We start from the raw sequence: 15,165 nt of genomic DNA, 5'->3' as shown, positions 1-15,165 counted from the left end.
GTTTACAGTGACGTCTGATATATACGGAGTGACACCATGCCCACCCTTGACACCTGCCTGAGATCGGGCCTTGCCGGTATGTGGCTCGCCTATGCCTCGGCGGCGGTGGCGCAGCCTGCCGCACCCATTACGCCGCCTGCGCAGGCACAGACTCAGACGGAAATTCAGGCACCCCAAACCCGCCCGCGTTGGCCGATCAGCAACCTGTTGTTCACCTCTTTCAGGGGCAGCGGCGACGGCCTGCACCTGTCGTTCAGCGAAGATGACGGGCGCACATGGCAGGATATGGGAAAGGTCTTCCTAAAGCCTGCGCTGGGCAGTGGCCTGATGCGCGACCCGCACCTGACGCGCGGCCCCGACGGGGTATTTCGTCTGGTGTGGACGACGGGCTGGAAAGACAAGGGCATCGGTTATGCCGCCTCGACCGATCTGGTCAACTGGTCACAGCAGACCTATCTGCCCTTTTTTGAAGGCGTTGACGGCACCCACAACGCCTGGGCGCCGGAAACCTTTTATGACGAGGCCACGGGACAATATGTCATCACCTGGTCGTCGGACATAGACGGGCGCTTTGCCGAAGCCCGCTCAGATGAGCGGATGAACAACCGCACCTATTATGTCACCACGAAGGATTTCGAGACCTTCAGCGCGCCGAAGCTGCTGATCGATCCGGGCTTTGATCATATTGACACCACCCTGATCAAAGACGGTGAGCGCTATATTGCGGTCTTCAAGGAAGGCGATCGTCAGGCGAGCCAGCAATGGGGGGCCATTCGCTGGGCCGTGGCCGATACTGTGCTGGGGCCATACAGGCTCATGCCAAACCCGCTGGTGTCGGGTCAGCGCGCCGAAGGGCCGACCCTGAGGACGCAGGACGGCAAGACCCGTCTCTATGTAGATTATTATGCCGATGGCCGTTACGGCGTTTTCGAAACGACCGACTGGGTCAACTGGGCGGATGTGTCCGCTGAGGTCACCGTTGCCAAGGGCCAACGCCACGGCACGGTCCTCAGTGCGCCGGCCTGGCTGGTCAGGGAAATGGAAACCGCTAAGCCGTCCGGGACTCCGGTGACTGTGGTTCCGGCCCCGCCAGCCGCACTTGACGGCTTTACGGCGGACCCATCCATCCGTGTATTCGGTGACACCTATTATATCTATCCCACCTCCGATAAGCCTAACTGGCAGACCACGGATTTTTCGGTCTGGTCATCCAAAAACCTTGTGGACTGGAAGCGTGAGGCCATGATCCTCGATGTGGCCAATGACCTTGGCTGGGGTAAGATTCAGGCCTGGGCACCAGATGCCATCGAACGTGACGGCACCTATTATTTCTATTTCTGCGCCGAAGGAAATATCGGTGTGGCCACGTCGAAATCCCCGACCGGCCCCTTTGTCGATGCATTGGGCAAACCCTTGCTCGCTAAAGGCACAGGTATCGAAACCAACACCATAGACCCCTATCCGTTCATCGATGAGGATGGGCAAGCCTATCTCTATTATGGCAATGGACGACTGGGTAATGTCGTTAAGCTTAAGCGCGACATGATCACGGTCGATGGGCCGGTCATGACTATTGAACTGAAAGACCACCGCGAAGGCCCCGTCGTCTTTAAACGCAATGGCCAATATTACTTCATGTGGTCGATTGATGATGCCCGAAGCCCGAATTACCGCGTCGGCTGGGGCGTGGCCGAGTCTCCGCTCGGGCCGGTTGTAACCCCTGACAAGGACTTCATCGTGCTGCAAAGAAACGGCCCGGCCGTGGGCACGGCGCACCACAGTGTGGTCAATGTGCCGGGGACGGACCGCTGGTATGTTGCCTATCACCGTCATGCTCTGCCCGAAGGTGGTGGCTATCAGCGCCAGACGGTTCTGGCGCGTATGGAATTCAATCCCGACGGCAGCATCAGGCCGATGGACCCGATGGTCGTTCCATTCAAGCCTGGTGATGTCGGTGAGCCTATTGTCAATGGCAGGGGCCGCATTGCCCCATAGGCTGTCGCCCAAAATAAGCCTGTTTAATTGTATTATATTTATGGTGCCATCAGTTGACGCAAGCGGGGCAGAAAGGCATCATAAGGCTATAATCAAAGTCATTAAAGAGATCCGCGCTTGCGGATCCTCAACAGGGAGAATAATGGCGGCACCCGATTCCAGATGACTTGCTAAATGTCCTGCCTATGCACGCAGGTGACAGTTTAGCGCGCCAATTCTTCTTTTCAGACCCTCCGATTTTCCTGAATCTGCATTTGCAGAGTCAGGAGGTGTGTCCAAATTCTGCGTGTATGTGAACAAACGACCTCAATTTGCCATTGGTACGACAATCCGTGAGGAACAAAAAAATGCCGAACCTGAACTTACGAAACGCGCTTATGGGCGCCGCCATGTCGATGTTAGTTTTGACAGGCGCACCGGCCCTGGGCGGCGAGGTCCATATCCTGACTGACAGCTGGTCATTTCATCGGGATGATGGCACAGGTATTAAAACGCCGGATGAGGTGCCATCTGATGGCTGGACGCAGGTTTCGCTACCGCACACGGCACGTATTGAAGACCGCATTCCTACCAACGCCTGGCAGGGCACGGCCTTTTACAAACGCTCAATTGTTAAGACCCTTAAGCCGGGTGAGCGGGCCTATTTGCGCTTTGAGGGTGCAATGAATGTTGCCGACGTCTGGTTGGATGGCAAGCATCTGGGGCAGCATCTGGGTGGCTATTTGCCCTTTACCTATGATGTGACCGACGCGCTGGCGGATGGCCGCGGTGAATTGCAGGTGCGCATTAACAACGAAGACAATGTCATAACCGGGCCAAAGCCTCTGAAAGATCTGGATTATATCCAGTATGGCGGCCTGTATCGCGGGGTTTCACTCACCGTAAAACCTGCGGTGCATCTGACTGACGAAATGTGGTCGGACACACCTGCCGGAGGCGGTATCTTTGTGACCTACCCCAAGGCGGACACCCAGTCAGCGACCGTTCGGGTCAAGGCCGAAGTATATAACAGCGCTAATGTCTCCAGATCCGTGAGTGTCAGTCACGCCATTGTCTGGCAGGGAAAAACGCTTGCTACAAAGCAAGTGTCGGCAACGCTGAACGCCGGTGAGCGGCGGCACTTTGAGGTGGATATAGAGGTCCCGAAGCCTCAGTTGTGGTCGCCTAAGTCGCCCGCGCTCTATGATCTGAAAACAACCGTTGCTTCGGGCAAGGACACGGACGAGGCGAAGACCCGCATTGGTATCCGCCGCTTCGCGTTTAATGGCGACAAGCTTCTGATTAATGGCGAAGAGACGTTCCTGCGCGGCGTGAACCGCCATCAGGAATATCCGTATATTGGCTATGCCTTGTCGGATGCCGCCAACTACCGCGATGCGCTGCTGATCAAGCGTGCCGGGTTCGACTATGTTCGCCTGTCGCATTATCCGCATTCAAAATCCTTTATGGATGCGGCCGATGAACTGGGTCTGATCGTTCTGGATGCCATTCCGGGCTGGCAGTATTTTAACAAGGACCCGGCCTTTAGTACGCAGGCTATCAAGACCTGTAGCGATATGATCCGGCGTGACCGCAATCATGCCAGCGTGCTGGCATGGGAATGTTCGCTGAACGAGACGCAGATGCCCGCCGAACTGATGCAGGCGCTCCACAGCACAGTTAAAACCGAATATCCGGGTGATCAGGGATGGTCGGCAGGCTGGAAGCCTGAGACTTATGACATCTATCTGCAGGCCCGTCAGCACCGCATTGGTCATAAAGAAGCTTTGCCTGATAAACCGCTGATCGTATCGGAATACGGTGATTGGGAATACTATGCCATGAACGCCGGTTTCAATCAGTCGGACTGGGCCGATCTGAAACCGGATGATCGTTCCAGCCGTCAATTGCTCGGCAGCGGTGAGACGCGTTTGCTGCAAATGGCGTCCAACCTCGCCGAAGCCCATGACGACAATTTCAACACCAAGGCTTTTGCTGACGGCTATTGGGTCATGTTCGATTACGGCCGTGGCTATGCGCCTGATCTCGAAGCATCCGGTGCCATGAGCATTGATCGCCTGCCAAAGTTTGCCGAAGCCTTCTTCCGGTCACAGCGTCCGGCTGATGAATCTTCACCTGTCTGGGGTGGTGGGGCAATGGTCGAGATCGCCAGTTACTGGAATGCAGAATCGTCTCCGCAGGTGCGGGTATTTTCTAACGCCGAAGAAGTTGAACTGTTCCTCAACGGCAAAAGCCTCGGCAAGAAAGGCGCGCCCTCAGCCAAGCACCCTAATCTGAAAAATCCACCCCTGACGTTTGATGCGGGCGCGTTCCAGCCCGGCGAATTGAAAGCGGTCGCCTATATCGGCGGTAAGGCTGTCGCCGAAGATGTTTTGGTCACTGCCGGTGAGGCGACGGGGCTTAAGCTTTGGATCGATGACCATGGGGTTAAGCCAACAACCGGCGACACTGTCTTTGTACGGGCGCAGGTCGTGGATGCCTCGGGCAGGGTGGTTCCGGTATCCGGTCAGGAGGTCACGTTTACGGTGACGGGTGGCTATGACATTCTCGGCCCTTCGACCGTGACAACAGAGGCCGGCATAGCCAGCCTTCTGGTGCGGGTTAAGGCAGACAAGGGGCAGATTCGGGCCACATGGAAGGGTGTATCGGAGGCACTGAAGTAAGAAGGCAGGCGATGTTTATGCCCACCTGTCTCAGTGGGCATAACGCGACATCACGGCTTTGAAGTGCGGGATGTTGATGGGCTTTGACAGGAAGTCGTCCATGCCGGCCGCCAGACATTTTTCCCGATCGTCGGCCATGCCAAATGCCGTCATGGCGACAATCGGGAGAGCGGTCTGCGCTGTGTCTTTTTCCCACTGACGGATGCGGCGGGTCGTCTCAAGGCCATCCAGACCTTCCATCTGTATGTCCATCAGTATGGCCTGTATTCCGCCAGCCTTGATGCGTTCGAGCGCTTCGGCGCCGCTATGGGCGATGATGACGCTAAAGCCCATCTGCTCAAGATAAGACTGCGCCACCAGAAGGTTGGCGTCATTATCTTCGACCACCAGTATGCGCATATCCTTGCCAGCGGCGATGTCGGCTGTCTGAGGCTCATCAGGCTGTGACTGCGCGTCTGTGCTGAGCATCAGGGGCAGGTGAAGTGTAAATACCGAGCCTTCTCCGAACCGGCTTTCGGCGCTCAGAGTGCCGTGCATCAGTTCCGCCAGACTGCGGGAAATGGACAGGCCCAGACCCGTGCCGCCAAACCGGCGCGTCGTGGAGCTGTCGGCCTGAACAAACTTGTCAAAGATCGTGTCGATCTTGTCCGGCGGAATGCCGATGCCGGTATCTGCCACCGTGATGGTGACGCTGCTTTTAGCGGCATGAATAGTTACGACAACCCCACCGGTTTCGGTGAATTTGATGGCATTGGACACCAGATTAAGCAGAATCTGGTGAATGCGCTGCGCGTCGCCCAGAAAATAGCGATCGGCACCATGGGCTTTGCACTCCAGCGTAACGCCTTTTTTAGTGGCGCTGACGCCCATGATATCGACCACACGGGTCACAAGTTCAGCGAGATGAAACGGTAATGTTTCCAGCTCCAGCTTATTGTCTTCGATTTTGCTGATATCCAGCAGATCATTGACCAGCATGGTCAGCGAGTCGGCGCTTTGTTGCAGGGTCGATACGAATTTTGTCTGCTTGTCATCGAGAGAGGTCTGGCCCAGCAAGGCGGTCAGGCCGACAATCGCATTCATAGGCGTACGGATTTCGTGGCTCATATTGGCCAGAAACTGGGTTTTGGCCAGATTGGCCTGCTCGGCCTTGTGCAGGGCCTGCCGCATGGCGTGTTCGGCTGAACGGATGCGCAGGAGCGCCTTGACGCTGGCGGTGAGTTCAAGGGAATCGATAGGGGTCGTCAGATAGCCTTCGGCGCCGCAATCGAAGCCCATGGCCCGGTCTCGCCCTTCGATAAAGGCCGCAGAGGTCAGGAGAATAGGGATATGGTTGAAGTGATCGTCACTTTTTAACCTCAGACAGATGTCGAAACCGTTTTCGTCACGTAACTGAACATCAAGAATAATCAGATCAATACTCTGCGCCGCCAGAGCCTCATAGCCACCGCGCATGTCGGTGGCTTCGAGTGTATCGAACCCCGCCTTGGTCAGCAGGCGCGAGAAGGTGTAACGGTTGATCTCGTTATCATCGATGATCAGAATGGTTTCAGGCATTGACCGTCTCCTGCGGCCGGAGGTTCTGGTGAAGCTGCCGGAACAGGCGGTCGATTTCGATCCGGCGTTCTGTGCGGGGCAGTGACTTGGATATAATCGCCGATGATCTGGACAAGAGGATGCTGTGCTCTTCGGGGGTCAGGGTTCGGCTGCTGTGGATAATGACGGGCAGGTGCGCAAGATCGGCGTCGCGCCTTATCTCGTGCAGAATGGCTTCACCGGAAATGTCCGGCAGAACCAGATCGAGGAAGATCACATCGGGCCGATGTTCGCGGATGGCCTGTAAGCCCTCAATACCGGTCGCCGCCTCAAGGATGACGCCGGTCTGATCGGCAAGGCATTTCTTGAGGATATAGCGATCCGATTCGCGGTCATCGATAATCAGCACGCGATTAAAAGGCCGGTTTTCTGTCGGACCTGTGTCATGGAACGGCATTTCTTCTGCGCCCCCGTATTTGCGAGGCAGGATCAGAGAAAAGGTCGAGCCGACACCCACCGTGCTTTCCACACGAATATCACCCCCAAGCAACTGAGCCAGTTTGAGCGAAAGAGGCAGCCCGAGCCCCGTGCCGTGAAGTTGGGACTGATGCGAGCCTTCGACCTGGGTGAATTCGCCGAAGATGCGTTCCTGATCGGCTTCGGCAATGCCTATACCGGTGTCACGTACACTGAAGATAATCGTATCGTCCGGGCCGGTCTCAACAGAGACCCGAACCTCGCCCCGACAGGTGAATTTCAGGCTGTTGGAAATGAAGTTGCGCAAAATCTGCGATACCTTGTCCTCGTCGGTTTCCAGCATCGGCAGATCCGCCATGTCCTCAAAGACCAGCTCAACCGAGTTGTCGTTTTTCAGTAACGGGCGCAACATGCCGCGCAGAACGCGGAACACATCACTGACTTCGAAATGTGAGGTGCGGATAGTCACCTTGCCGGCTTCGACCTTTGCCAGATCAAGCACATCATTGACCAGTTCGGAGAGGCCGCGCGCACTGTTCTGAATGAAACCTATCTGCTTTTCCTGTTCACTGGTCAGGTCACCATCCAGACGCTCAAGCAGTATGCCGGAAATGCTGATGATTGAATTCAACGGTGTGCGAAGTTCATGGGTAATATTAGAGAGAAATTCGGACTTGAGCTCTGAGGCGCGTTTCTGAAAATTGGCGCGTTGTTCCAGTTCTCCGGACAGGGCCATGACGCCCTGATTGGTTTCTTCAAGCTCGACATTCAACTCGGTCAGGCGGGCTTTCTGACGCTCCACCTCATCAAGCGCGGCCAGCAGTTCCTGATTCTGCTTTTGCATTTCTTCGAAAGGATTTTGCGGGTCTTCCTGCATCAGGGTTTTGGAAAGGGTGGCCGCAAGCGGGCCGCTTATTTCCGGTGCCGAACGGGGCAGGGCCGACCGGATTGAGATCACCGTGCCCTCGCTGCCGGTTTCGATATCGAAATGGTCAGTCAGGCGGCGGGCCCCCATAATCCCAAGGCCCATGCCGGTCTTAGACCTGTAATCACCAGCCAGTATTTCCTTCAGATTGGCAATGCCACGCCCGCGATCAGATACCGTCACAATGAGCTGACCGGACGTTGCGCGAGATTGCGCGGATTCTACGGAAAATTCGACGCGGCCGCCTGAGGTATATTGATATACATTGCGCGCCAGTTCAGATACCGCCGTGGCGATACGGATCTGATCCTGAACGTCGAAGCGCAGAAACTGGGCAATCTGGCGCGTTCGGCGGCGGGCCAGCACCACGTCCTGTTCGTAGCGAATTTCGACTTTTACCAGAACGATTTTCATGTCGCACTCCGACGCACGACCACGATTGTCGCGTCATCTCTGGCGCGCCGGAAATCACGGAAGAACACACCGGCAATAACCGAACAGGGGCGGTAAATCAGTCCCGGATAGTCCTCGATCTTCCAGTGCGGGGCCAGCCCGTCCGAATGCATCACCACAAGGTCATTGGCCACCAGCGGATAGGTGAAATCGGAGATGCGCGGTGCCTGATGCCCGACGATTCCATTGTGCGAAACCATACCGCGTGACCGCGTACCGGTATAGATATGTCCGCCAATATTACCGACACCGCAATAGACGACCGACTGAGGCCCCAGATCAGCCACCGATATGGCCGCGCCGCGTGTAGACTGTAAGGCGCTATGCAACTGGCGCAGCAGCTGATTGGCCGGAATACCTTCACGTGCTGCGAAGGTTGCCAGCGCCCGGTTGCTGGCTTCGGCCGCAAAGATACCGTGTCCCAGTCCGTCACAGACCATGATCTGAAGACCGTCGCCGGTATCCCTGATCATCCACGCGTCACCACAGTGTGTCTCACCTTTGATCGGCACACAGACTGCCGCGCAGTCATGCGGGGTTGGTCCCTTGCCCGTGCGCCAGAGCGTGGCAACCTGAACACTGCCGCGGGCGGGCAGGCTGTAGGTATAGAAGCTTTCGGACAGGCGCTCTATGGCCCCCATGCCGGTGCCAGCGCTGCCTACGGTCGAATAGCCGTCCTGCAGGGCGATCTGGGCATCAAAACCCGGCCCCTTGTCCAGGGACATAAGCTCAATGCCTGCGGTGGGCCCATCAAGGCCGCGCAGAATAAGCTCGCCGCCGCCGGCATGTTTCACCAGATTGGTCGCCAGCTCGGTCGCCACAATGGCCACCTTACCGGCCTCGGTTTCGGAGAAGCCGAGACGCGTGGACAGCGCTGTGGCCTGACGGCGGGCATTGCCGACCTCGGTCTGGGCGCGAATTCGCAGCAGGATAGACTGGCGAAAAGGGTTTACTTCCATTTCGCCACCGTGACCTTAGTGCCCTGACCTACAACGGAGACAATTTCAAATTCGTTGCACAGGCGTCGGGCACCGCTCAGGCCAAGGCCCATGCCAGAGCCACTGGTGTAACCGTCGGTCAGCGCCAGATTGAGGTCGGCAATGCCCGGCCCCTGATCTTCAAAAATCAGGCGCAAGCCTTTGCGCACACCGTTGGACAGCGGCTCTATGGTCACCGTCCCGCCGCCGCCATAAACCACCGTATTGCGTGCCAGCTCGCTGCAGGCCGTCACCAGCTTGGTGACATCTACCAGACTGAGACCGATTTCCGATCCGCGTGAGCGCACTTCACGGCGGGCAAAAATAATATCGGATTCATTCGTCAACGGAAGGGTTTCAGAATTCCGCATTGTCTTCGTCATCCCCTTCTTCGGGGACGTCGACAAGGCGTCTGAGCAGGGCCATGCCTTTTTCGACATCAAGGGCGGTCAGGACGCCGGGCAGGGTGAGGCCCAGCTCAACCAGCGTAATAGCGACGGCGGGTTGCATGCCAACGATGACCGTGTGGGCGTCCAGTATGCGTGACATGCCGGAAATATTGGAGATAATCCGACCAATGAAAGAATCGACAATCTCAAGGGAGGAAATATCGATCAGCACACCCTGAGCACCGGTTTTTGCGATGCGTGCGGTCAGGTCATCCTGTAAGGCCATCGCCAGCCGGTCGTGCATGTCCACCTGGATGGTGACAAGGAGATAGTCCCCCATGCGCAAAATGGGAATACGTTCCATGTGCGCGCCCTTAGATCTGCAATGCTGGCTTGGTTTTGACGATGCTGAGACCGCTTCGGTCAAGCGCCAGCTTGAAGGCACCGGCCAGTGTGGCCTTGGTGGCTATATCGCCCAGCTCGACCCCCAGATGGACAATGGTCTGAGCGATCTGCGGGCGAATGCCGCTGATGATGCAATCCGCTCCCATCAGCCGTGCTGCGGTCACCGTCTTGAGCAGATGCTGTGCCACAAGCGTATCAACCGTCGGCACGCCGGTAATATCAATGATGGCGATGGTCGATCCGGTCTCCATAATCGTCTGGAGCAGGGTCTCCATGACCACCTGTGTCCGCGCACTGTCAAGCGTGCCGATCAGGGGCAGGGCCAGAATGCCGGGCGCCAGCGTGACCACAGGCGTGGATAGTTCCAGCATGTCTTCCTGCTGGCGGGCGATGACGCCTTCACGGATCTTCGTATAGACTTCGGTCGTATAAAGTCCGAGGCGATCAAGCAAGGTGGTCGCTTCCCAGACCGCAGCCGCCAGCGCCTCGGCATTGCCATCGGCCATACGGGCCAGCGAGGCAAACAGGGGACGTTTGAACGAGAAGACAAAGGTCGCTGTTTCTGAAGGTGACAGCCCCATTTCGCCGCGTATTGTGGCGACATCCTCAAGCACGGCATAGGTGGCGCGCCATTCCGGCGACTGCATGTTGTCGAGATTGCCTTCACGGATTGCCGCAAGGAAATGCTGCAGGAAGGTCTGGCACTGTTGGGTCAGTTCCTGCTCTTTGGCTTGCCCGTACTGGCTCATCATTTTTTTCTGCTCGGCGATCCATTCGGTGAGGATGTTCGCCTGATCGGTTTCGATAGCGCTGTAGAGCGTCTTGTTCTGTTGCGTCGTTGTCACTGTGTATCCCCATGGTGCCTGGCGGTGCTGTCAGGCTTAACACTACCTGAAAATGTTACAAGCCTTTGAGGCGTATAAAAAATCCATAGGGATATGGGGCCGCCGCCGCGTAAACGGCCCGGGCGGCTTCAACGACCGGTCTTAGCCTCAGTCAGCAGCAGTTGCCGCTTGCGTTCCACACCCCAGCGATAGCCGGATAAGCTGCCGTCCGTACGCACGACGCGGTGGCAAGGGATTACCACCGCCAGCGCATTGGCGGCGCAGGCGCGGGCCACGGCGCGCACTGCCTTGGGGGTGCCCAGGCTGCGGGCGATGTCGCTATAGCTGGCGGTTGTGCCTGCCGGAATATCCCGCAGCGCCTGCCAGACCCGCTGCTGAAAAGCGGTGCCGCGAATATCGAGCGGCAGGTTGAGGCCGATATGCGGGGCATCGACAAAGCCTATGACCGTCGCAATCCATTGCTCATAGCCTGCGTCGTCGCCGATCAGATTGGCTCTGGGGAAGCGATCCTGAAGATCATGGATAAGTGGCTCAGGGCTGTCGCCGAGTGTGATGGCGCAGATACCTTTGGGGCTGCAGGCGATCAGTATCGCCCCCAAAGAACATTCCCCGACAGCGAAATGGATGTCCGTGTCCGTGCCGCCTTGTTTATAGGTTGTGGGCGTCATGCCTAATACCTCATTGGTTACCGCATAAAAGCGGCTGCTGGCCGCATAACCGGCGTCATAGACAGCGTCTGTCACTGTGATGTCAGGGTTAGACAGCACCTGACGCATTCTGTTTGCGCGATGGGCGTCGGCATAGGCTTTGGGTGTCAGGCCGCAGGCGGCCTTGAACTGACGGTGGAAATGCGAAGCGCTCAGGCCCGCCTCAGCCGCCAGCCGGTTCAGGTCGGGCGGCGTCTCTGCTGTTTCAATCAGGCGGCAGGCCTTGGTTATAAGCGTGGCTATGCGGAGGTCAGGTGAGGCCGCATCGGGATGGCAGCGTTTGCAGGCCCTGAAACCTGCGGCCTGTGCCTCAGACGAGGTTTCAAAAAAGCGGATATTCTCAGGCTTGGGCGGGCGGGCCGGACAGGACGGGCGGCAATATATGCCTGTGGTTTTAACGGCAAAAATAAACGACCCGTCGGCAGACGCGTCCTTTGACAGAACGGCCTTCAGGCGCGAATCGCCGAGGTCAGGGGCCACCGATAGCGTGCGTTTGGGCTTCATAAGATTCACTATAGTCCGGTTGCGGGGTGATCTCATCCTGATCCTTGCTTTTAAATTCGTTTTTCACCTGATCCATGATCAGAAACGGAGCGCCCTGATAACTCAGATGTTCTATAAACCGGATCAGGAGGCGCTTATGACGGTTTCAGACCCCTATATTGACGCGGTGGATTTTCTCAGAAATCTGGATGCCGACTGGGCGCAGGCGATTGAGCGTGTCGGCCCGTGTCGTCTGGATATCCGTGCGGCGCGCGAGCCGTTTGAGGCCCTGACGCGGGCCATTGCCTATCAGCAATTGTCCACGCGTGTCGGTGATGTGCTGATTGCGCGACTGAAGGCGCTATCTCCCGATGGCCCGTTTCCGACGCCGGAAGATATTGTTGCCACGGAATTTGACACCTTACGGGCCTGTGGATTTTCGGCACGCAAGATCGCCACGATAAAGCTGATTGCCGAGGGCACTTTGAGCGGGCTGGTGCCGACGCGCCGCGAAGCGCAGGCCTTAAGCGATGACGATTTGATTGCGCGCCTGACGACGATACGGGGGATCGGCCGTTGGACGGTCGAGATGCTGCTGATCTTTACGCTTGAGCGACCGGATATATTGCCGGTGGATGATATGGGCGTGCAGGAAGGTTATCGGCGTCTCAAAGGCCTGTCTGATCGCCCGAAACCGGCGCAGTTGCGCGAGATCGGGCAAGTCTGGTCACCCCATCGCACGGTGGCGTCATGGTATCTGTGGCGTTTGCCTCAGGCGGTGACCTGAGGCTTGCGCTTAGCGCTTTGATGCCTCGGTGGCCTTGATGTCCTCAGCTTCGACAGAGGCGATCCGCACGGTAATGCCCGCCGCTTCAAGCCAGCCCTTAGCCGCCTGACTGATGCCGTCATCCGTAATGACCACGTCGATCATGCTCAAGGGGCAGACCGAAAGCGAGGCAGGTGCGTCGATCTTGGAGGAATCCGCCAGCACAATCACCTGATCGGCACGTTCAATCAGGCGGCGTTCGGACTGAACCAGAAGCGTATCGGACTGCATCAGGCCGTTCTTGGTCAGGGCCTGACAGCCAATGAAGATGCGCGCCGCTGAAAAGTTTTGCAGCATGCCGTCTTCGTAAGGGTTGAGGATGATCCGCTGCTCGCGGAACAACTCCCCGCCCGGCAGGGTGACGCGCACCTTCGAGCGGTCAAGCAGGCGTTGCAGGATAGGGATAGAGGTGGTCAGAACATGATAGGATTCGTTGGCCATCAGCGAGGCCATGGTAAAGGTCGTCGTCCCGCCATCAATGATCATTGACGCGCCGGGTTTAAGATAATCAAGGGCGGTGCGGGCAATGGCGTGTTTGGCGGCGGCATTGACAATCGAGCTGTCGAGGAAGCTTGATTGTCCCTGAAGGCCCTGCGTGCGGCGGTCATCGGCAGCGGGTTTACCTGAGAAATGCTTACCTTCGATGCGCATGGCCCCGCCGCGCACGCGAAGCAGATGCCCCAGTTCATGCAATTCGTTCAGATCGCGGCGTATGGTTGCCGGTGATACCCCCAGACGCTCGGTCAGTTCATCGACCGATGTTACGCGGTCGTGGTTGAGTTCGTCAATTATCAGCTTCCAGCGATCCTGAAGATGCATACCAAGTCTCGTTTATTGTTTTTACGGTTGAAAGACATCGGCCGCACCCCCTGTATGATGCGTCCGTGATCGATTATGATTGAATCATATAAGCACGTTTTTTTCGTTTGTGAACCGCAATTACGGGTAATCCGAAAATTGAAATACTTATCGCGATTGCAGGGCCGTCAGCCAGTTTGCGCGATATTGCGAAATCTCTGTGATCAGATGCGGTTCAACGCGGTGATAGGTAGGCGGCGGCGGGGTATGGTCATTCAGAAAGGCCATGGCACCTGCGCCGCGTGTCACGCCGCTTGAGGACTCACAAAAGAAGACATCGCCAGAGCGTAACGCCGCCATAAGGGTGCAGAAGGCCGTATTATGCGCGGCCGGGCCTTCGATCAGCAAAGGTCGATCCGAAGGGGTGATCATCTCAAGCGACACGGTGGAAATCAGGGCGACATAGATCAGGCCCAGTGCCATGCGCGTCTCGGGGCTGTCGGATTGCAAACCGCGAATTTCGCCGCGCCGTCCGGGGAAGGGGCCGCCGGCGTCAACAAAGCTCGGCAAGGCCATGGCCCCGCTGAGGATCACTTCACGCACGGTATCAAGGCTGACGTCTGTATCGAGGGCGCCATTGGTAATCAGATCAAGTGCGCGTCCGCCCATAAAACGCGCGCACGGCACGGCATGGCCGAACACATCGATATTGATCAGGCAGTCACGGGCGGCATTCAGGTCTTCGGGCGGCGGCGGGGTCTCGGCACCGGGGGCCATGGCCACGTACCAGGTGCCGGTTGTCAGGATCACCGGCAGATCGATGCCGGTCTTGTCACTGTGGCGGGCAATGATCAGGGCCAGAGCGGCGTTGGAATCGTGCAGGCCGACGCAGATGCAGGTCTTTTCAGAAAGTCCGGTAATGGCGGCCAGCTCAGGACGCAAATGGCCTGCGGTTTCCCATGCCTTGCGCATAGGCGGGAAGCGTTCGGCCCAGCCTTCGGTGAGCGCGAGGCTTGAGAAGGTGGCGGCATTGGGGTTCCACAGATCGGTATGGCAGCCGAGTGAGGTGACTTCGGAGCAAAGCACGCCACTTAGCCGCCAGGTCCAGTACTGGGCATAGGGGACGATGTAGCGCACCTTCTCGAACAGCTTCGGGTCGCGGCGTGCGTGCCAGAATATCTGCGCCCCCAGATTTAGCCCGTTGGGCAAAAGCGGCGACAGGGTTTCGGCAAAGTCCGGCCTTATGTCACGATAGGCATTGAGATAGGGCAGGGGGATGCTGGATTCATAATCCTGCACCGGCTGCACCAGCTTGCCGTCGGCATCCAGAAGCGCACAGGCCGCGCCATGCGCCACGCTGATGATACGCCCGATGGGGTAGCTGGTCCCCAGAATCTTCAGCTGGGCGATGAACCAGTCAAACAGCGTATCGACATCCATAGCGGCATAGAGGCGGGTATGCAGATAGGGCGTCGCGGTTTGAACGCGATAAAGAATCTGGCCGTCAGCGTTTATGATGCTCGCCTTGGTATTGGTCTTGCCGACATCAAAAACCACACAGGTATCAAGCGGCGTGTCGGCTGAGGCCGCCGGTACGGCAGGTGTGATAGGCACGCGGTGATTCCCTAGTTTTGTGCAGATTTACTCAAAATTGATCGATTGAATTTGATCGAACGAGATTGAGTT

The 15,165-nt window shown here is 57.3% G+C and carries 12 protein-coding genes; 3 read left to right on the top strand and 9 right to left on the bottom strand.

All coding sequences use genetic code 11. The features are described 5' to 3' along the window. Positions 1-36: 36 nt before the first annotated feature. Both E5201_RS13775 and E5201_RS13770 read left to right on the top strand, forming a co-directional pair. Positions 37-1,995: a glycoside hydrolase family 43 protein gene (locus tag E5201_RS13775; protein WP_246050805.1), complete on the top strand. Its 1,959-nt coding sequence runs from the start codon at positions 37-39 to the stop codon at positions 1,993-1,995. Between the two features lie 347 nt (positions 1,996-2,342). Next, entirely contained in the window at positions 2,343-4,658 is a 2,316-nt protein-coding gene (locus tag E5201_RS13770) for a glycoside hydrolase family 2 protein (RefSeq protein WP_140987023.1), read from the top strand. Positions 4,659-4,688: 30 nt separating this feature from the next. Here the strand turns inward: E5201_RS13770 and E5201_RS13765 are convergent, their stop codons facing one another. The 7 genes from E5201_RS13765 to ada all read right to left on the bottom strand — a co-directional run bounded on the left by E5201_RS13765 (position 4,689) and on the right by ada (position 11,912). Next, positions 4,689-6,215, bottom strand: coding sequence for a response regulator (locus tag E5201_RS13765; RefSeq protein ID WP_140987021.1), 1,527 nt, complete (start codon positions 6,213-6,215; stop codon positions 4,689-4,691). Beyond that, positions 6,208-8,010, bottom strand: coding sequence for an ATP-binding response regulator (locus E5201_RS13760; protein WP_140987018.1), 1,803 nt, complete (start codon positions 8,008-8,010; stop codon positions 6,208-6,210). Before E5201_RS13760 ends, E5201_RS13765 begins: the two co-directional genes overlap by 8 nt. After that, complete coding sequence (locus E5201_RS13755; RefSeq protein WP_140987016.1) at positions 8,007-9,008, bottom strand: ATP-binding SpoIIE family protein phosphatase; 1,002 nt, start codon at positions 9,006-9,008, stop codon at positions 8,007-8,009. Before E5201_RS13755 ends, E5201_RS13760 begins: the two co-directional genes overlap by 4 nt. Next, a complete protein-coding gene (locus tag E5201_RS13750; protein WP_140987013.1) occupies positions 8,999-9,397 on the bottom strand; it encodes an anti-sigma regulatory factor in 399 nt (132 codons plus the stop codon). Before E5201_RS13750 ends, E5201_RS13755 begins: the two co-directional genes overlap by 10 nt. After that, on the bottom strand, positions 9,384-9,779 hold the full coding sequence (locus tag E5201_RS13745) for an STAS domain-containing protein (RefSeq protein ID WP_140987011.1): 396 nt from the start codon (positions 9,777-9,779) through the stop codon (positions 9,384-9,386). The genes E5201_RS13750 and E5201_RS13745 overlap by 14 nt, the downstream gene beginning before the upstream one ends. A 10-nt stretch (positions 9,780-9,789) precedes the next feature. Then, positions 9,790-10,665, bottom strand: coding sequence for an STAS domain-containing protein (locus E5201_RS13740; protein WP_140987009.1), 876 nt, complete (start codon positions 10,663-10,665; stop codon positions 9,790-9,792). A gap of 128 nt (positions 10,666-10,793) precedes the next feature. Then, a complete protein-coding gene (gene ada / locus E5201_RS13735; RefSeq protein ID WP_246050803.1) occupies positions 10,794-11,912 on the bottom strand; it encodes a bifunctional DNA-binding transcriptional regulator/O6-methylguanine-DNA methyltransferase Ada in 1,119 nt (372 codons plus the stop codon). A 100-nt stretch (positions 11,913-12,012) separates the two neighbouring features. Between ada and E5201_RS13730 the strand changes: the two genes are divergently transcribed. Further along, the gene (locus tag E5201_RS13730) at positions 12,013-12,642 is read left to right on the top strand and encodes a DNA-3-methyladenine glycosylase family protein (protein WP_140987005.1); all 630 of its coding nucleotides are present in this window, start codon (positions 12,013-12,015) and stop codon (positions 12,640-12,642) included. A gap of 9 nt (positions 12,643-12,651) precedes the next feature. On the opposite strand, the gene E5201_RS13725 is transcribed toward E5201_RS13730, so the two are convergent. Both E5201_RS13725 and E5201_RS13720 read right to left on the bottom strand, forming a co-directional pair. Further along, positions 12,652-13,500: a DeoR/GlpR family DNA-binding transcription regulator gene (locus E5201_RS13725; protein WP_140987003.1), complete on the bottom strand. Its 849-nt coding sequence runs from the start codon at positions 13,498-13,500 to the stop codon at positions 12,652-12,654. Positions 13,501-13,647: 147 nt separating this feature from the next. Continuing rightward, complete coding sequence (locus tag E5201_RS13720) at positions 13,648-15,093, bottom strand: FGGY-family carbohydrate kinase (RefSeq protein ID WP_181404645.1); 1,446 nt, start codon at positions 15,091-15,093, stop codon at positions 13,648-13,650. Between the last annotated feature and the right edge of the window lie 72 nt (positions 15,094-15,165).

The organism is Asticcacaulis tiandongensis, assembly GCF_006475605.1.
Taxonomy (GTDB): Bacteria; Pseudomonadota; Alphaproteobacteria; order Caulobacterales; family Caulobacteraceae; genus Asticcacaulis; species Asticcacaulis tiandongensis.
The sequence above is the reverse complement of the archived record's forward strand: the minus strand, read 5'-3'. Positions and strand labels throughout refer to the sequence as shown.

Excerpts from the sequence above, each read along its gene's own strand:
- E5201_RS13765 (WP_140987021.1), bottom strand. The coding sequence starts at position 6,215 with ATGCCTGAAACCATTCTGATCATCGATGATAACGAGATCAACCGTTAC.
- E5201_RS13745 (WP_140987011.1), bottom strand. The coding sequence starts at position 9,779 with ATGGAACGTATTCCCATTTTGCGCATGGGGGACTATCTCCTTGTCACC.
- E5201_RS13770 (WP_140987023.1), top strand. The coding sequence starts at position 2,343 with ATGCCGAACCTGAACTTACGAAACGCGCTTATGGGCGCCGCCATGTCG.
- E5201_RS13755 (WP_140987016.1), bottom strand. The coding sequence starts at position 9,008 with ATGGAAGTAAACCCTTTTCGCCAGTCTATCCTGCTGCGAATTCGCGCC.
- E5201_RS13750 (WP_140987013.1), bottom strand. The coding sequence starts at position 9,397 with ATGCGGAATTCTGAAACCCTTCCGTTGACGAATGAATCCGATATTATT.
- E5201_RS13775 (WP_246050805.1), top strand. The coding sequence starts at position 37 with ATGCCCACCCTTGACACCTGCCTGAGATCGGGCCTTGCCGGTATGTGG.
- E5201_RS13760 (WP_140987018.1), bottom strand. The coding sequence starts at position 8,010 with ATGAAAATCGTTCTGGTAAAAGTCGAAATTCGCTACGAACAGGACGTG.
- ada (WP_246050803.1), bottom strand. The coding sequence starts at position 11,912 with ATGAGATCACCCCGCAACCGGACTATAGTGAATCTTATGAAGCCCAAA.
- E5201_RS13730 (WP_140987005.1), top strand. The coding sequence starts at position 12,013 with ATGACGGTTTCAGACCCCTATATTGACGCGGTGGATTTTCTCAGAAAT.
- E5201_RS13725 (WP_140987003.1), bottom strand. The coding sequence starts at position 13,500 with ATGCATCTTCAGGATCGCTGGAAGCTGATAATTGACGAACTCAACCAC.